This is a genomic window from Streptomyces sp. NPDC001663 (genome assembly GCF_042893105.1).
In the GTDB taxonomy this organism is placed as follows: Bacteria; Actinomycetota; Actinomycetes; order Streptomycetales; family Streptomycetaceae; genus Streptomyces.
In genome coordinates, this window is sequence record NZ_JBIAUR010000001.1 from 757,083 (window position 1) to 774,600 (window position 17,518).

14 protein-coding genes and 1 tRNA gene are annotated in these 17,518 nt (G+C 70.7%); 11 read left to right on the forward strand and 4 right to left on the reverse strand.

The features are described from left to right. The first annotated feature begins 167 nt into the window (after nt 1–167). On the forward strand, nt 168–1,955 hold the full coding sequence (locus tag ACFY1L_RS03580) for a coagulation factor 5/8 type domain-containing protein (RefSeq protein ID WP_388817509.1): 1,788 nt from the start codon (nt 168–170) through the stop codon (nt 1,953–1,955). A 45-nt stretch (nt 1,956–2,000) separates the two neighbouring features. Here ACFY1L_RS03580 and fusA read toward each other — a convergent pair whose 3' ends face one another. Then, nucleotides 2,001–4,043 carry an elongation factor G gene (fusA, locus tag ACFY1L_RS03585; RefSeq protein WP_388817512.1) on the reverse strand — a complete coding sequence of 681 codons (2,043 nt, stop codon included), beginning with the start codon at nt 4,041–4,043 and terminating at the stop codon, nt 2,001–2,003. A 485-nt stretch (nt 4,044–4,528) separates the two neighbouring features. On the opposite strand from fusA, the gene ACFY1L_RS03590 reads away from it, so the two are divergent. From ACFY1L_RS03590 to ACFY1L_RS03605, 4 genes are all read left to right on the forward strand, one after another. Then, nucleotides 4,529–4,984, forward strand: a complete 456-nt coding sequence (locus ACFY1L_RS03590) for a tellurite resistance TerB family protein (RefSeq protein ID WP_388817515.1) — start codon at nt 4,529–4,531, stop codon at nt 4,982–4,984. Nucleotides 4,985–5,052: 68 nt separating this feature from the next. After that, nucleotides 5,053–6,249, forward strand: coding sequence for an acyltransferase family protein (locus tag ACFY1L_RS03595; RefSeq protein ID WP_388817518.1), 1,197 nt, complete (start codon nt 5,053–5,055; stop codon nt 6,247–6,249). Nucleotides 6,250–6,260: 11 nt separating this feature from the next. Beyond that, the gene (locus tag ACFY1L_RS03600) at nt 6,261–6,485 is read left to right on the forward strand and encodes a hypothetical protein (protein ID WP_388817521.1); all 225 of its coding nucleotides are present in this window, start codon (nt 6,261–6,263) and stop codon (nt 6,483–6,485) included. Nucleotides 6,486–6,590: 105 nt separating this feature from the next. After that, nucleotides 6,591–7,241: a hypothetical protein gene (locus tag ACFY1L_RS03605; RefSeq protein ID WP_388817524.1), complete on the forward strand. Its 651-nt coding sequence runs from the start codon at nt 6,591–6,593 to the stop codon at nt 7,239–7,241. A 51-nt stretch (nt 7,242–7,292) separates the two neighbouring features. On the opposite strand, the gene ACFY1L_RS03610 is transcribed toward ACFY1L_RS03605, so the two are convergent. Both ACFY1L_RS03610 and ACFY1L_RS03615 read right to left on the reverse strand, forming a co-directional pair. Further along, nucleotides 7,293–7,380: transfer RNA gene (locus ACFY1L_RS03610), tRNA-Leu, on the reverse strand. 191 nt (nt 7,381–7,571) lie between these two features. Further along, on the reverse strand, nt 7,572–7,892 hold the full coding sequence (locus ACFY1L_RS03615; RefSeq protein ID WP_388817527.1) for an ANTAR domain-containing protein: 321 nt from the start codon (nt 7,890–7,892) through the stop codon (nt 7,572–7,574). 428 nt (nt 7,893–8,320) lie between these two features. On the opposite strand from ACFY1L_RS03615, the gene ACFY1L_RS03620 reads away from it, so the two are divergent. The 6 genes from ACFY1L_RS03620 to ACFY1L_RS03645 are packed head-to-tail and all read left to right on the forward strand — an operon-like array spanning nt 8,321 to nt 17,069. Next, on the forward strand, nt 8,321–10,741 hold the full coding sequence (locus tag ACFY1L_RS03620; protein WP_388817530.1) for a glycosyltransferase: 2,421 nt from the start codon (nt 8,321–8,323) through the stop codon (nt 10,739–10,741). Beyond that, complete coding sequence (locus tag ACFY1L_RS03625) at nt 10,738–12,249, forward strand: ArnT family glycosyltransferase (protein WP_388817533.1); 1,512 nt, start codon at nt 10,738–10,740, stop codon at nt 12,247–12,249. The genes ACFY1L_RS03620 and ACFY1L_RS03625 overlap by 4 nt, the downstream gene beginning before the upstream one ends. Then, the gene (locus tag ACFY1L_RS03630; RefSeq protein WP_388817535.1) at nt 12,246–13,502 is read left to right on the forward strand and encodes an alkaline phosphatase family protein; all 1,257 of its coding nucleotides are present in this window, start codon (nt 12,246–12,248) and stop codon (nt 13,500–13,502) included. Before ACFY1L_RS03625 ends, ACFY1L_RS03630 begins: the two co-directional genes overlap by 4 nt. Continuing rightward, nucleotides 13,487–14,488, forward strand: a complete 1,002-nt coding sequence (locus ACFY1L_RS03635) for a hypothetical protein (RefSeq protein ID WP_388817537.1) — start codon at nt 13,487–13,489, stop codon at nt 14,486–14,488. Before ACFY1L_RS03630 ends, ACFY1L_RS03635 begins: the two co-directional genes overlap by 16 nt. Continuing rightward, on the forward strand, nt 14,485–15,582 hold the full coding sequence (locus tag ACFY1L_RS03640) for an endo-1,3-alpha-glucanase family glycosylhydrolase (RefSeq protein WP_388817540.1): 1,098 nt from the start codon (nt 14,485–14,487) through the stop codon (nt 15,580–15,582). Before ACFY1L_RS03635 ends, ACFY1L_RS03640 begins: the two co-directional genes overlap by 4 nt. Beyond that, a complete protein-coding gene (locus ACFY1L_RS03645; protein ID WP_388817543.1) occupies nt 15,579–17,069 on the forward strand; it encodes a fibronectin type III domain-containing protein in 1,491 nt (496 codons plus the stop codon). The genes ACFY1L_RS03640 and ACFY1L_RS03645 overlap by 4 nt, the downstream gene beginning before the upstream one ends. On the opposite strand, the gene ACFY1L_RS03650 is transcribed toward ACFY1L_RS03645, so the two are convergent. Then, nucleotides 17,059–17,511, reverse strand: a complete 453-nt coding sequence (locus ACFY1L_RS03650; protein WP_388817546.1) for a MarR family winged helix-turn-helix transcriptional regulator — start codon at nt 17,509–17,511, stop codon at nt 17,059–17,061. The two genes, ACFY1L_RS03645 and ACFY1L_RS03650, sit on opposite strands and share 11 nt — an antisense overlap. Nucleotides 17,512–17,518: the final 7 nt, after the last annotated feature.

Genomic DNA, 17,518 nt, shown 5'->3' on the forward strand with positions numbered 1-17,518 from the left:
GGACGTGAGTTAAACCTCAAGAGATGGGCTCGTCAAGGGGTGCGGCAACCCTTGGAGAACTCCGGTCGCACCTCTTGACGCGCTCGTTCGGGCAGTTGAAGCATTCACCGGCGAGAGAGCGCTCCCAAACCCCACCCCGTTCACTTCCTGAACAGGAGAGCCGCCCCATGTCCCTGCCTGCCAGCAGCCGTAGACCCGCCGTGGGCCGCAGAACCGTGCTGGGCGCCGCTGCCGCCACCGCCCCCGCGGTGCTCGGCCTGTCCGCCCGCGCCTCCGCCACACCCTCCGCCAGGAAGCCACGCGCCCTCCCCGGCGGCGGCGACCTCGGCCCGAACGTCCTCGTCTTCGACCCGTCCACGCCCGGCATCCAGGCCAAGCTGGACGAGGTGTTCAAGCAGCAGGAGTCGGCCCAATTCGGCACCGGCCGCTACGCGTTGCTCTTCAAGCCGGGCGCCTACAACGGTCTCAACGCCCAACTCGGCTTCTACACCTCCATCGCGGGCCTCGGCCTCTCCCCCGACGACACGACCATCAACGGAGACGTCACGGTCGACGCGGGCTGGTTCAACGGCAACGCGACGCAGAACTTCTGGCGTTCGGCGGAGAACCTGGCCCTCGTCCCGGCGAACGGCACCAACCGCTGGGCCGTCGCGCAGGCCGCGCCCTTCCGCCGTATGCACGTGCGCGGCGGCCTCAACCTCTCGCCCACGGGCTACGGTTGGGCGAGCGGCGGCTACATCGCCGACAGCCGCATCGACGGCCAGGTCGGCCCGTACTCGCAGCAGCAGTGGTACACCCGCGACAGTGCGATCGGCAGCTGGCTCAACGGCGTCTGGAACATGGTGTTCTCGGGCGTCGAGGGCGCCCCGGCGCAGAGCTTCCCGAACCCGCCGTACACCACGCTCGACACGACACCGGTCTCGCGCGAGAAGCCCTTCCTGTACGTCAGCGGCACCTCTGAATTCCGCGTCTTCCTGCCCGCGAAGCGCACCAACGCCCGCGGCGTCACCTGGGGCAACGGCACCCCTCGCGGCACCTCGCTCCCCCTGTCGCGGTTCTACGTCGCCAAGCCGGGCGTTTCCGCGGCGACCCTCAACCAGGCACTTGCGCAAGGACTTCACCTGCTGCTGACACCCGGCATCTACCACCTCGACCGGCCGATCCTGGTGGACCGCGCCAACACCGTCGTCCTGGGCCTGGGTTACGCAACTCTCGTACCCGACAACGGAGTTACGGCCCTGCGCGTGGCCGACGTCGACGGCGTACGGCTGGCGGGCCTCCTCATCGACGCGGGACCGGTCGACTCCCCCACCCTGCTGGAGGTCGGGCCCCGAGGCGCATCCCGGGACCACTCCGCCAACCCCACCACCGTCCAGGACGTCTTCGTCCGCATCGGCGGCGCGGGCGCGGGCAAGGCGACCACCAGCATGGTCATCAACAGCCGGCACACCATCGTCGACCACACCTGGGTCTGGCGCGCCGACCACGGCACCGGCGTCGGCTGGGACACCAACCGCGCCGACTACGGGGTCGTCGTGAACGGCGACGACGTGCTGTGCACCGGCCTGTTCGTGGAGCACTTCAACAAGTACGACGTGCAGTGGAACGGGCAGCGGGGCCGCACGATCTTCTTCCAGAACGAGAAGGCGTACGACGCCCCGAACCAGGCGGCGATCCAGAACGGCCCGGTGAAGGGCTACGCCGCCTACAAGGTCGGCGACGACGTGACCGCGCACGAGGGCTGGGGCCTGGGCAGTTACTGCTACTACAACGTCGACCCGACGATCGTGCAGCACAACGGCTTCGCCGCCCCGAACCGGCCGGGGGTGCGCTTCCACGACGTGCTCGTGGTGTCGCTGGGCGGCAACGGCCAGTACGAGCATGTCATCAACGAGACCGGTGCGCCGACATCGGGCACCTCGACCGTGCCGTCCACGGTGGTGTCGTATCCGTGAACCGGGGGCGGCCCCGCCCGCCTACGGGAGGGGCCGCCGTCTCGGTCACCGGACCGGCGTCACCGCCGGCGCCGGTGCGTAGCCGGCGGGCCGGGCGGTGAACGTGCCGCGGCCCTGGGTCCGACTGCGCAACCGGGTTGCGTAGCCGAAGAGTTCGGCCAGCGGCACGGTGGCCGTCAGGACCGCCGAGCCGCCGCGTGCGGTCGAGCCGGAGACCCGGCCGCGCCGTGCGGCGAGGTCGCCGAGCACGCCGCCGACGGCGCCCTCGGGCACGGTGACCGTGACCTCGACGACCGGTTCCAGCAGGACCATCGCGCAGGCGCGCAGGGCCTCGCGGAGACCCAGCCTGCCCGCGGTACGGAAGGCGGTGTCCGAGGAGTCCTTCACATGGGTCGAGCCGTCGGTGAGCGTCACCCGCAGCCCGGTCACCGGGTGACCGCCGAGCGGGCCCTCGGCGAGGGCGTCCCGGCAGCCGGCCTCGACCGCGCGCACGTACTCCTGCGGCACCCGTCCGCCGACCACGGCCGAGCGGAACTCGAAACCCTCGTCCAGCGGCTCGACATCGAGGACGACATGGGCGAACTGCCCTGCTCCGCCGTCCTGTTTGACGTGCCGGAAGACCAGACCCGACACCCCGCGCCCGACCGTCTCGCGGTAACTCACCCTTGGCCGACCGACGTTGACCTCCAGCCCGTGGCCGATCCGGAGCTTCTCCGCGGCGACCTCGAGGTGCAGTTCGCCCATGCCGGACAGCACCGTCTGGCCGGTCTCCGGATCCGTCCGTACGACCAGCGAGGGGTCCTCCTCGGCCAGCCGCGCGAGCGCGGAGGCGAGCTTGTCCGCGTCGGTGGACCTGCGGGCCTCGACGGCGACGGAGACCACCGGTTCGGCGACGCCGGGCGGTTCCAGCACGAGCGGGGCGTCGGGGGCGCACAGGGTCGTGCCGGCGTGGGCGGACTTCAGCCCGGCCACGGCGACGATGTCCCCGGCGACCGCCCGGTCCACCTGCGCGTGCCGGTCGGCCTGGACTCGCAGGATCCGCCCGATGCGCTCGGTGCGGCGCGCGCCCGTGTCCCACACGGCATCTCCCTTCTCGACCGTTCCCGAATACACCCGCATGTACGTCAACCGCCCGGTCGGCGTGGCGTTCACCTTGAACGCCAGCGCCGCGAACGGCGCCGCCGGATCGGCCGCCCGCTCCTGCTCCGTACCGTCGTGCGTGCCTCGTACTGCGGGCACGTCGAGCGGCGAGGGCAGATAGGACACCACGGCGTCGAGCAGCGGCTCGATCCCGCGGTTGCGGTAGGCCGAGCCGCACAGCACGACGATGCCGTCGCCGCTGCGGGTCAGGTCGCGCAAGGCTGCGGCCAGGGTCTGCGGCGAGAGGGTCGCCTGCACGCAGAACTCCTCCAGCGCCCCGGCGTGCAGTTCGGCCACCGCCTCCGCCAGCAGGCGCCGCCGCCGCTCGGCCTCCTGACGCAGTTCCTCCGGCACCGGACCTTCCACGGCCGTGTCGGCGCCGTCGGCCCAGACCAGAGCCCGCATGCGGACGAGATCGACGACCCCGCGGAAGCCGCCCTCGGTACCGATCGGCAGCTGCACCACCAGCGGTGCCGGATGCAGCCGTTCCCGGATGGAGGCGACGGCGGTGTCGAGGTCGGCGCCCGCGCGGTCCAGCTTGTTCACGAACGCGATCCTGGGCACCCCGTGCCGGTCGGCCTGCCGCCACACCGACTCGCTCTGCGGCTCTACGCCCGCGACGGCGTCGAACACCGCGACCGCGCCGTCGAGCACCCTGAGCGAGCGCTCCACCTCGTCGGCGAAGTCCACGTGCCCCGGAGTGTCGATGAGGTTGATGCGGTGACCGTCCCAGGCGCAGCTCACGGCAGCGGCGAAGATGGTGATGCCGCGGTCGCGTTCCTGCGGGTCGAAGTCGGTGATGGTGGTGCCGTCGTGGACCTCGCCGCGCCGGTGGATGGTGCCGGTGGCGTACAGGATCCGCTCGGTGACGGTGGTCTTGCCGGCGTCGACGTGGGCGAGGATGCCGAGGTTGCGGACGACGGCGAGGGTGTTGAGGTTGGTGCGCACGGCCCGTTGGCCTTTCTGGTGATCTCCGAAGATCGGAACAGGGCAGCGCGATTCCCGGCGAGCACATGCATGAGGGACACGGCCTGACGGCCCGTCAACAGGGCGTACGACAGGGGTTGGCTTGCTCAGATGCTCGTCACGGGCATCCGGTACCGGCCGCGCAGCGGGCACCGGGCGGACGAGGACACGAGGATCACCTCGTACTGGGCTCGGGGAACGACGACAGCGGTGCGGTACTGCACGGCCGGGCTCCCCTCGTCACTCGTCCCGCGCGTCACGGCGACGCACGATGCGTGGCGAGTGTAGGGAATCCGGACGGGGCGGGGCACCGGATTTTTTCTCCCCGTGTGACCTTGGTGAACTTCCTCGGAACGTCCGGAACTTATCCCCCGGGCCATGAGTTTCCAGGTTGCTGTGGATACCGATGAGGCATCGCGCCGCCACCCGGGCGGGCCGAGCCCTCGACCCGAACGTCTGGAGTTCTCATGGCCCTGTGGGACCGCATCAAGGAAAACGCGTCGACGATGCAGACCCAGCTCGTGGCGAAGAAGAACGACCTGAAGAGCGGCGCCTTCCGCGACGCCAGCATGGCCATGTGCGCCCTGGTGGCAGCCGCCGACGGCACCATCGACCCGTCCGAGCGGCAGCGCGTCGCCCAGCTGATCGCCACCAACGAGGTGCTGCAGAACTTCCCCGCCGACGACCTGCGCCGCCGCTTCGAGGAGAACCTGAACAAGCTGACGACCGACTTCGCCTTCGGCAAGGTGAGCGTGTTGCAGGAGATCGCCAAGGCGAAGAAGAAGCCGGCCGAGGCGCGTGCCGTCATCCAGATCGGCATCGTCATCGGCGGCGCCGACGGCGACTTCGACAAGACGGAACAGGCCGTCGTACGAGAGGCGTGCTTCACCCTGGACCTGCCGCCCCACGAGTTCGACCTCTGACCCGCTGATCACCCCATCGGGGTCCGCCCCGGTGGTTTACCTCGCCACGAACTGGTCAGGCGCGTGGAATGTGCCACCCCCAGACCACAGCCGTCACTCCAGTAAGACCGGCATCGAAAGGCACCGCAGACGGACCCGCACCGGAAGGTGCGGGTTCCCCACGTGATGGGCGGGCCGGACGGGCGAGACAGCGCGACGCCTACTTCGACAACGCGAAGTACCTGGCGATCGTGCTGGTGGCGATGGGTCATGCGTGGGAACCACTGCGGGACGGCAGCCGGACCGTCACCGCGCTCTACAACTTCGTCTACGCCTTCCACATGCCGGCGTTCATCGTCGTCTCCGGCTACTTCTCCCGCGGTTTCGACGCCAGCCCGCAGAAGATCAGGCGTCTGGTCACCGGCGTCGCCGTCCCGTACGTCGTCTTCGAGACGGCGTACACCCTCTTCACCCGCTGGACCGACGGGGTCGCGGACCGGCCGATCACCGTCCTGGACCCGCTGTACCTGACGTGGTTCCTGATCGCACTGTTCGTCTGGCGGCTGACGACCCCGCTCTGGAAGCACGTGCGGTGGCCGCTGCCGGTGGCGCTCGTCCTCGCGATGCTGGCGACCGTGGCCCCGTCCATCGGCAACGACCTCGACCTGCAGCGGGTGCTGCAGTTCCTGCCGTACTTCGTGCTCGGCCTGTGTCTGCGGCCGGAGCACTTCAGCCTGGTGCGCCGCTGGAAGGTGCGCCTGCTGGCCGTGCCCGTGTCCCTCTGTGCGCTCGCCGCCTCGTACTGGGCGGTGCCGCGGATGACCGGCGCCTGGTTCTTCCACCGGGACAGCGCCGAGGAGCTGGGCGCGCCCGCCTGGTACGGGCCCGTGATGACGCTGGCCGGCTTCGGCTGCTCGATGGTCCTGGTCGCCTGCTTCCTCGCCTGGGTGCCGGGACGCCGGATGTGGTTCACGGCGCTCGGCACGGGCACCCTGTACGGCTATCTGCTGCACGGCTTCGTCGCCCAGGGGTCCAAGTACTGGGGCTGGTACTCCCCCGGTTGGATCCACGAGCCGCTCGGTGAGATCACCGTCACCCTTGCCGCGACCGCGATCGTGACGGTTCTGTGCACACCGCCCGTCCGGCGGATCTTCCGCTTCGTCGTGGAGCCGGGAATGGGGTGGGCGTTCCGACCCGTCGCACCACCCGGACCGGCTCGCGGGCCACGCGAGCATGGTGAGCAGGGGACTCGGATCGGGTCACCGGGGTTGTCGTCCGCTCGCTGACCGAGCCCGAGATGCCGGTGCGCGATCTGCGGGTCCCGGCCGCCCGGATCACCTCGGTGGACGGCACCGCCGGCATCGACGAGATCCTGCGCGTGGCGGCCGACAGCGACCGCACCCGCCTGCTCGTCCGCGCCCACGACCTGGCGCGTCCGGTACCGGAGTTGGGTGAGGACACCACGGTCTCGTACGCGATCGACGTCCTGCTGTCCCGTTTCCTGCAGCCACAGACGGCCTGACCGCCACCCGGACAACTACCGTCCCGTCCGGTCCTGTTCGAGGACCGGATACGGTGGTGTCGATCACCGACAAGGTGGGTTACGGGGACGAGGGCGACGGGCAACATGAGCGGGCACGGGTCGGGCGTGGCGCCCGGCGGAATCGTCGGAGGGCCGGCGCATGAGCCGCGTCCGCAGCGCCCGGTAGGCCGGAAGACGGTCAACTCCCTTGCCTGGGCCGTGCTGTTGCCCGGCTCGGTGATCGTCGGTGCCGTACTCGGCCAGTGGCTGACGTGGGTCGGCGTGATCCTCATGATGGCCGCGATCGCCGTCACCGCCTGCCTGATCGGCGGCTTCTGGCACCGCGCCGGAGCCGCCGCACTGGCCTCGGCCGCCGGCTTCGCGCTGATGCTGTTCGCCGGACCCGCGGTCTACGAGGTCTACATGAAGACGCTGGGTGAACCGGTCGACGCCGTGGTGACCCAGGTGACCGACCGCCACAGCCGGCGCGGCCCGGACATGTACTGCACCGTCCGGGAGACCGGCGGCACACACCGCACCTACGAGGTCTCCCAGCAGGAGAACTGCTTCGGCCAGGCCAAGGCCGGCGACCACGTCGAGATCCGCAAGGACCCGCTGGGCCTGCTGGACCCGCGGCTGCCCGACAGCCCGGACCAGCAGAACACCACCGAGATCACGGTGGCGATCAGCGCGGGCCTCGCCCTGCTCATGGCCTCGGCCACCTTCTACGGAGGCCTGCGTCGACGTACCGACTGACGCGCCCCGCCTCAGAAACGCGAAAGACCCCTGATAAACAGGGGTCCTGGCTGGTGTCCGAGGGGGGACTTGAACCCCCACGCCCGATAAAGGGCACTAGCACCTCAAGCTAGCGCGTCTGCCATTCCGCCACCCGGACCAGGTGTCTGCCGCCTGGCCGGGAGTGTTCCCCGCGGCGACATGGACAACAATACCAAGCTTTCGGAGTGCCCTTCACCTGCATATCCACCCCCGGAAGCACCACCCACGAGGGCCGGTGCCGGGCAGCAGGATGCGTTACCGAAGGTGATGACGCGACTACGGCGCCCGAGGATTCCGCCCGTCGGCGCGTCACGCGAGTGGCTGGATCCCCGTGTTGTCCGCGAAGTCCGCCGCCACCGCCCGCACCTTGCGCTGCTGCTTGCGCGAGAGGTCGACGAGCATCTCGAAGGCGGTGGCCTCGTCGCAGCCGCTGCGGGCCATGAGCATGCCCTTGGCGCGCTCGATCAGGGCGCGCCCCTCCAGGGCCTCTCTGAGCTGACGGTTCTCGGTTCTGAGCGCCTCCACGTCGTCGATCAGGTCAAGGACCGCACGCATCGCTTCCCTGAGGGTCGCGGTGTGGTCCCGGTCCTCTCGGGCAGCAGCAGAGCCGTGGGCTCCGTCGTGAGACATGGGCGCCATGGTTGTCGCGGAATCACAGGTTCAGCAGAGGGTCTGGGAAGAATGAGGTGACTTTCACCCAGGCGTAATCAAGGCGCACATTGACTGCGTTTGACCGTGACAGATGAGGTGACAGTGCACACCTGGTCCCTCATGCGACCAAGTCAAGTAAACAACGGACTAACTACCGGCGGATACAGGCCGAATCCCCGGCGAATGGCCCGAGCCCGCTGCTAGCCTCTGGCATCCGCTCCTGACCGTGGAGCCCGGTGCGCGTTCGCTTTCCGCCGCGTACCTCCGGCACGTCCCGCACCTCCCCGCGTCGCGTCGAGACCGTACGCCCGCGAGGGTCACCGTTCGTTTCCTTCCGTCCGTGTCCGCGGGCGGTCGTCGGTGTCCGTCGCGCCGCTCGGCCGACGGCACGCGTTCAGGGGGGCTCCATGGCGCACGCGATCGATTCCCTTTCGGCTGCCCACAACGGGGTGCCGACGGGTGTCCGGGAACTCGGCGGCGGGGGTGACGGCGACGGCGCCGCGCCCCGGCTGACCGTGCTCGTACCCACCCGCGATGAACAGGAGAGCGTTCCGCTGCTACTGGCCCGGCTCGGGCCGGCCCTCGCCCCGCTCGGGGCCGAGATCCTCTTCGTGGACGACAGCGACGACGGGACCGTCGAGGAGATGGCGGCGCTCGCGCCGGGCTGCCCCGTCCCGGTCCTGGTCCTGCACCGGCCGCCCGGCCTGCGTGCGGGCGGTCTGTCAGGAGCCGTGGTGGCCGGGATCCGGGCCGCGCGCGGCACCTGGGTGCTGGTCATGGACGCGGATCTGCAGCATCCGCCGCAGGCGGCCGCGCTGCTGGCCAGGACGGCGATGCGGGAGGGCGTCGACATCGCCGTCGGCACCCGGTACGCCGGTGCCGGACAGTCCGAGGGACTCGCGGGCGCCGGGCGGCAGGCGACCTCGTCGTCCGCGACCCGGCTGGTCAAGGCCGCCTTCCCGCGCCGGCTGGCCACCGTGAGCGATCCGCTCAGCGGACTGTTCGCGTTCCGCCGGGACGCGATCGACACCGAGCGGCTGCGGCCGGTCGGCTTCAAGATCCTTCTGGAGATCCTGGTACGGCATCCTGCCGCCCGGGTCGCCGAGGTGGCGTACACCTTCGCGCCCCGCGAGGCAGGCCGGTCCAAGGCCTCTCTGCGGGAGGGGCTCGCCTTCGTGCGGCATGTCGCGCGACTGCGGCGCGGAGTGGCGGGCGGACAACGGCAGTTGATGCGGATGGTCGCCTTCGGGCTGGTCGGACTGTCCGGTGTCGCGGTCAACACGGCCGCGCTGTGGCTGTTCTTCGACGTGCTCGGCGTGCACCACCTGCTGGGTGCGGCGCTGGCGACGCAGTTCTCCACCGCCTGGAACTTCCTCCTCACCGATGCCGCCGTCTACCGGCACGGGCAGCGCAAGGGCACCTGGTACGGACGGGCGGGCCGCTTTTTCGCGATGAACAACCTGCTGCTGATCGCCCGGCTTCCACTGCTGCAGTGGCTCGTCGTGGCCGGTGTGGGTGTACTCACCGCGAACGCGCTCACGCTCGTCCTGCTCTTCGTCCTGCGTTTCCTGATCAGCGACCGCATGATCTACAGCGGTGGCGAGAAGAAGGTCCAGCGGCGCGATCCCGTGAAGATGCTCGTCGACGCCGACGCTCCGACCGCGCCGGCGAGCAGGAAGCGATCCGTGTACCTGCCGTACCGCTACGACGTCGCCGGCACGGTCACCATCGGCTCCCAGATCCGGCTGCCGGAGCTGGAGTTCTTCCGGGCGCAGTGGATTCCGGACGGCGACGTCGACATCGCCGTGCGCGTCGGAGACGTCGGCCGGCGCAGGCCGCGCGGGCGGGCCGCGCTGACCGAGGACCACAGCGACACGGCGGCGCTGCGCTACGAGGAGCATCTGGGCCGGTTCGGAGCGAACTTCCGGGTACGGCTGGGTCCGCCGATCACGGTCGAGGTCGGTCCGCTGCTGGCCCGCTCACCGCATGTCGTGTACACGAACGTCGTCGAGGCGCTGCTGCGCTTCGTGCTGATCTCGCGCGGGCGGATGCTGCTGCACTCCGCGTGCGTGGAGCTCGACGGGCGCGGGGTGATGCTGTCGGCGCTGACCGACACCGGCAAGACCGCGACCGTGCTGCGACTGCTGCGGGAGCACGGCGGGCGGTTCCTGTCCGACGACATGACCGTCGTGGACGCGGCCGGAGGGGCCGTGTGCTTCCCGAAGCCGCTCACCATCAGCGCGCACACGCTGCGCGCCGTGCAGGCCGAGGACCTGACGCGCAAGGAGTGGCGGCGGCTGAACCTCCAGTCGCGGCTGCACTCCAAGGGCGGGCGGTCCATCGCCCTGATGCTGTCCCGCTTCAACCTGCCCATCATGGGCATCAACGCGATCACCCAGATCCTGGTGCCGCCGCCGAAGTACAGCGTCGACCGGCTGGTGCCCTGCCGGCTGGGGTCCAGCACCGAGGTGCGGGACCTGTTCATCATCGAGCGCGGTGCGCCCGACCTGTACGACCTCGACGGCGACGTGGCGCTGGAGCGGATGCTGGTCAACACCGAGGACGCGTACGGCTTCCCGCCCTACCGCTATCTCGCGCCCGCGCTGCGCATCGACGGTCTGGACCATGCCGAACTGCGGGCCCGGGAACGGGAGATCCTCACCGGGTTCCTGTCCGGCGTGCGTACCAGGGTGCTCGCCTCGGACTGCTTCGGGTGGGCCGACGAGATACCTCGGCTGCTGGCCGGAGAGGAGCGGCAGGTGACCGTGCGTGCCGCCGAGGCCTGGCCCCGGTGGGGGCTTCAGCCCAGGCGCAGCCCGGCCGCATGACCGTCACCCAGCGAGCATCCCGCACCGCCCCGGCGCCGGCCCCTTCCGGCGCCGGGGTGCGGGCTGCCACGCCCCTGGCCGCCGTCCTGCTCCTTGCGGCCTTCCTGCGGCTGTGGCACCTGACCGCGACCGGCTTCAACAGCGACGAGGCGGTGTACACGGGGACGGCGGCCTCGCTCGCCGGCGACGGTCGACTCGGTTCGCTCTTCCCGGTGTTCAGGGCACATCCGGTGCTCTTCCAGTCGCTGGTGTCGCTCGCACTGCGCGTCCACGAGAGCGACTTCTCGGCGCGTGCGGTGCCGGCCCTGCTCGGGGTGGCGACGGTGGCGGTGACGTACGGGCTGGGGCGACGGCTGTACGGGCGGCGGGCCGCGCTCGTCGGGGCGCTGCTGCTGGCGGTGATGCCCTACCACGTCGTGGTCAGCCGCCAGGTGCTGCTGGACGCGCCGATGACGTTGTGCGCGACGGGGGCGCTCTACTGCGTGGTGCGTTACGCCGAATCGCCGTCCCCGCGCTGGCTGTTGGCGGCCGGGGGCATGCTCGGCTTCACGGTGCTCGCGAAGGAGACGTCGATCGTCTTCCTGGGTTCGCTGTACGCGTTCTTCGCGCTGACCCCGGCCGTACGCACCCGCTGGCGGCACCTGCTGCCGGCGCTGGGTGTGATCGGGGTGGTGGCGGTGGCCCATCCGCTGTCGCAGCTGCTGGCCGGGCACGCGCGGGCGGGCGGGAACTACCTGCTGTGGCAGATGTTCCGGCGCGCCAACCACCCGTATTCCTTCTACGGCCGTGAAGTCCCGTGGGCCGTGGGCCCGTTGGTGGTCGTCGCGGCTGTCGCGGGGCTGGTGTGGCTGCGGCGTGAGAACACCTGGCGGGAGCGGCTGCTGGTGTGCTGGGTCGTGGTGCCCGCGCTGTTCTTCACGGTCTGGCCGGTCAAGGGGTTCCAGTATCTGCTGCCCGTGGCACCGGTGTTCGCGGTGCTGGCCGGGCGGACGCTCACCTCGTTCTCCCGGTGGGGACGTCGGCGGCAGGTCGCGGCGGCCGCGGCGATCTGGCTGGTCGTGGCCTCGCTCGCGGCGCCGTCCTGGCTGCGCATCCAGCCGCAGACGAGCACCCGGTTCCTGGCCGGGACCGGCGGGCTGCCCGGCGGGAGGGAGGCGGGGCTGTGGGTGCGCGAGCACGCGCCGGAGGGCTCGCGGCTGCTGGCCATCGGCCCGTCGATGGCCAACGTCGTGCAGTACTACGGGTTCTGTCCGGTCTCCGCCCTGTCCGTCTCGCCCGACCCGGCGCGCCGCAATCCCAGCTACCGGGCGGTCCCCAACCCGGACCGGGCCCTGCGCGACGGCGACTTCCAGTACCTGGTGTGGGACGCGTACACGGCTCGGCGTACGCCGTTCTTCACCGGCAGGTTGGAGGGCCTGGTGGGGCGTTACCACGGGACCGCGGTGTTCACGGCACGCAACGGGGGCGGGGTGAAGGTGGTCGTGATCTACCGGGTGAGGGCGTCATGAGGGTGCTGCTGGTGACGCTGCTCCTCCTGCTGACGGGCAGCGGCACGGCGACGGCCTCAACTCCTCGTACCCACACACCGATCGAGCACTTCGTCTATCTCATGCAGGGCGACCGCACCTTCGACCACTACTTCGGCACGTATCCGGGAGCCGACGGCCTGACCGCGGGGATGCGGCAGGCGATCGACCCGGCGCATCCGAACGCGGGCCAGGTGGCGCCGTACTCGCTGCACGGCTCGCCGCCCCTCTCCCCCGGCGCCGGGCCGCGCCTGGTACGGCAGCAGTACGACGGCGGGCGGATGGACTCCTTCGTCTCCGCCTTCGAACGGCAGGGCCGGGACGGGCGCGTGGCGATGGGCCACTACGACCGCCGTGACCTGCCGTTCTACTGGAACGCCGCAGACCACTACGAGCTCTTCGACCACTTCTTCGCGTCCTCGCTCGACGGCACCCGCGCCAACCGCGCCCACTGGGTCACGGGCACGGCGGACCTGAAGGGCGCCACCGTCTTCGACCGGCTGCAACAGGCGGGCGTGAGCTGGAAGTTCTACGTGCAGAACTACGACCCGAAGGAGACCTACCGCTCCTCGGACGACCTGACCACCCAGACCGTGCGCGTCCCGCTCCTCGACATCCCGCGCTTCGTCGACGACCGCAGGATGAGTGCACACATCGTCGATCTCAGCGAGTACTACCGGGACTTGGAGCGCGGCACGCTGCCCTCGGTGGCGTTCGTCGCGTCCTCGGGCTCGGGTGAACGCTCGGCACGCTCCGTACCGGCCGGGCAGCGGCTGGTACGGGCGCTCAGCTCACAGTTGATGGTCAGTCAGTACTGGTCGTCGTCGGCACTGTTGTGGTCGTACGACGGCTCGGGGGGCTGGTACGACCACGTGAAGCCGCCGGCGGGACGCGGGCTGCGGGTGCCGGCGCTGCTGGTCAGTCCCTACGTGGCGCGCGGGAAGGTGCAGCACGGGCGGTTCGAGGCGGCCAGTGCGCTGCGGTTCGTGGTGGACAACTGGGGGCTGCGGCCGCTGGGCGGTCGTACCGACGAGGCGCGCAGCCTCTTTGACGCCTTCGACTTCTCGGCGCCGCCCCGGCGGGCCGAACTGATCCCCGCTCAGGCCCGGCAGGCGGCGCTTCCGGTGGCACGGCGGCCGTCGCCGGTGCCCGTGTACGCGGTGTACGGCGCAGCGTCGGTGCTGGTGGCGGGATTGCTGTGGGGGGCGGTGCGGCCGAAATGGCGTACGTCGTGAGGTGGTTGGTGCTCGTCGGGGTTGTGCTCGTGGGGCTGGCACCGACTTCGGCCGTCGCGGCCACCGCGGTGACCGTGACCGTGCGAACGACTCCCCAACTCGCCGGGGTGCGCTTCGTGTTCGACGGGCAGGCGGCGGTCACCGGGGCCGACGGGACGGCCCGCTTCACCGGCGCGCACGACTTCGCCGGGCACACGCTGGCCGTCGACGAGCGTGAACTCGCTCTGAACGGGCGTCAGTTCATGTTCGCGCGATGGGCGGGCCAGCGCGATCCGGACCAGGCGTTCCGGCGTACGGTCCAGGGGCTGCCGCTGCGCCGGGACTACACGGTCACGGCGGCGTTCACGGCTCGCTTCCGGGTGACGGTGCGCTGCGTCGACCAGGACGGTCGCGCCGTACCCCGCGGACGGGTGCCGTATGTCACCGTGCGCAGCGACACCGGGCACACCCGGCGGCTGCCCGTGGGTCAACCGGTGTGGCTGGACGGGCTGTTGCCCGTGTACCGCAAGAGCGTGCTGACGTCACGGACCGTCGGTTACGCGCTGCTGTCGGCGGACGCGTACGGGACGAACACGGTGGACGCCGGGCGGCAGCGGTTCAAACCGGCGTCGGATCAGGAGGTCGTCTTCAGGACGCCGTTCCACGATCTGACGGTCTCGGCACGGGACGCGGTGTTCGGCTCGGGGGCCGGGCGGGCCGCTCGGGTCACGCTGCCGGACGGGTCGGTGCGCGAGGTGCCGTTCGGCACGGGCCGGGCGGCGACACTGCGGGATCTTCCGCACGGGCAGTACGAGGTGGAGGTGACCGGCGGCGAGGGGCTGCGGGCCGTGCAGCAGGTCCGGTTGTCGCGGACGCAGAGCGTGCGGGTCCGGGTGGTCAGCCGGGCGGATCTGGCGCTGGCGGCCGGCACGGTGGGCGTGCTGGCGGCCGGGCTGCTGCTGATCGGGCGGCGGATGCGCGGACGGCGGGGTGGTGAGCGCGGGTGAGAAGAGCGGGTCTGCCGGCTGTACTGGCGCTGGTGCTGGCGGCGTTGTTCCCGGCGTCCGCGAGCTCCGTCGAGGGGCGCCGGGTGCCGCTGCTGGCGTACTACTACCAGTGGTTCGAGCCGTCGTCGTGGCAGCGGGCGAAGACCGACTACCCCCGCCTCGGCCACTATTCGAGCGACGACGCCTCCGTGATCCGTACGCATGTCGACTGGGCGCGGTCGGCGGGCATCGACGGCTTCGTGGTGAGCTGGAAGTCCTCGGCCGCCAACAACCGCCGTCTGCGGCTGCTGTTGGACGTCGCGCGCACGCGCGACTTCAAGGTGGCGGTCATCTACCAGGGGCTCGACTTCCACCGTCGCCCCCTCGCGACGGACCGGGTCGCCGCCGACTTCCGTCTGCTGTCCGCCCGCTACGCACGCGACCCGGCCTTCTTCCGGCTCGGCGGCAGGCCGCTGACGGTGTTCAGCGGCACCTGGGAGTACTCGACCGCCGACATCGCGCGGATCACCGGTCCGGTGCGCAGCCGGATGCTGGTGCTCGGCACCGAGAAGAACGCGGCGGGCATCCGCAGGCTGGCGCACGTCACCGATGGTGACGCCTACTACTGGTCATCGGTCAACCCCGGCACCAACGACCGGCACAAAACCAAACTGCGCGAGATGGCCGACGCCGCGCACCGGGCGCACGGCTACTGGATGGCGCCCTTCGCGCCCGGCTTCGATGCCAGGCTGGTGGGCGGCACGAAGTCGGTGCCGCGGGACGGCGGCCGGACGCTGCGCACCGAGTACGCCGCCGCCATGGCCTCGGACCCGGACGTGCTCGGGCTGATCAGCTGGAACGAGTTCAGCGAGAACTCCCACGTGGAGCCGTCGGTCCGGCAGGGCACGCAAGCCCTTGACGTGCTACGGGAGTTGCGCGACGTGCCCGAGTCGGCCTCGCCGTCGGCACCCTCCTCCGGAGCCGCCCGTCATGACCCGCTCGGCTACTGGCCGGGCCTGCTGCGCATCACCGGCAGCGCGCTGCTGCTGGTGGGCGTGGTCGCGGCCCTGGCCCGGCTGCGCGGGATCAGGATGAGAAAGGAAGGAAGAACATGACCACGAGACTCTCCTCCCCGCACGGCAGACTCTCTTTCCGCATCGCCCGCAGCGCCGTGTTCGCCCTCGTACTGGGGGCGGGCACGGCGCTGTCGTTCGCCCCGACGGCGCACGCCGATCTGCCCGGCGCGGACGCGCAGTTGACGCGCGCCCCCTATCTCTCGGACGCCACGACGACCTCCGTCCAGGTGAGCTGGGCGACCACGACCCAGAGCCGCGGCTCGGTGCGCTACGGCCCGCCCGGCAACTGCTCGGCGAACACCGCGACTTCGGCAACGCTGGGCAGTCCGATCACCGTCGGCTCGACCCGCGAGTACGCCAACTCGGTGACCCTGACGGGGCTGAACGCGAGCACGACCTACTGTTACCGCGTCTACACGGCATCCGGCACCGACCTGCTGGGCACCCTGCCGACCCCGAGCTTCACCACGCCCGAATCCGCGGGGTCCACGGCGCCGTTCACCTTCGACGTCCTCGGGGACACCGGCGAAACCACGAACGCCGGGGTCGACGACGGCTCGGTGAACGTGAACCAGGCCAACGTGATGAGCCGTATCGCGTCGAGCGGTGCGCGGTTCGTCGTGCAGACGGGCGACAACACGCATCCGGGCACCTCGCAGACCCAGTACGGCGACCTCAACCAGACGGGCCCGGACGTGAGTTCGTGGTTCGGGCCGTCGTACTGGACCCAGCCGGGCATGCGCATCCCGCTCATCGGCACCGTCGGCAACCACAGCATGACGAACACGTATCTGCAGGTGTGGAGGCAGTCGGCGCTGGCGGCGGCGTCCGGCGGGGTGTGGGCGCTGGTCGACTATCCGTCGTACCTGGGCTCCAGCGCGATCAGCTATCCGACGACGTACTACGCCTTCACCACCGGCGGGGTCCGCTTCTACCTGCTCGACACGGCGTGGGGAAACTCCAACACCGGTGATGCCACGGGTGGTTCGTGCGGCTCGCACTGTGCGATCTACGAGCAGGACGCGCACGCCCACTGGCAGGACGGATCCGCCGAGTACGAATGGCTCAAGGCCGACCTCGCCGCGCATCCCGGCGTGCCCAAGTTCGCCTTCTTCCATTTCCCACTGCGCTCCGACAGCGCGAGCGAGCCGAGTGACACCTTCCTCGCGAACGTCGAGCAGACTCTGGTGACCGGTGGCGTGGACCTTGTGTTCAACGGTCACTCGCACCTCTATCAGCGCAACACCGCGGGGCCCGGCCGGATCGCCTCGTACGTCACCGGGGGCGGCGGCGCGGACGTGCACTCCGTCGGCGAGAACGGCTGCTCGGCGACGGACGCGTACGGCATCGGCTGGTCCTACAGCCGTGACCGCGGCTCGGCCTGCGGAGCCGCCGCCGTGCCCACGGACGACGCGCAGGTCTACCACTTCCTGAAGGTGACCGTCGACGGCACGTCCGTCACCGTCGCGCCGACCGACTCTCTCGGGCACACCTTCGACGTGCAGACCTACACGGTCACTCCGTGACCCGCTCGTCCGCCAGCAGCATCTGCAGGGCGTGTACGAGTGTGGCCGCCGTTTCCTCGTCCAGCCGGGCGAGGAAACGGCGCTCGGCGGACCGACGCGCCTTCTCCCCCTGCCGCAGGCATTCCTCGCCGGCAGGCGTCAGCTCGACCATGTTCTTCCGCCGGTCCTGCGGGCTGCGCCGGCGCCGTACGAGGCCTTGGTCCTCGAGGCCGTCGATCAGCGACACCATCGTGGTGCGGTCGACGCCGAGCCGTCCGGCCGCCTCGACCTGCGACAGGGGCTCGTCGCTCGACAGCACCACGAGCACGGCCAGCTCATGACCGTCCACGCCGTAGGGCGCGAGCGCCTCGGCGGACGCCCTGGCCAGCTTGGCCTGGGCGTGCTTGAGGAGGTAGCCGAGCCGGGATTCGAGGGGGGCGGGTCTCGCGTCGTCTGCTGCCATGCCCCCG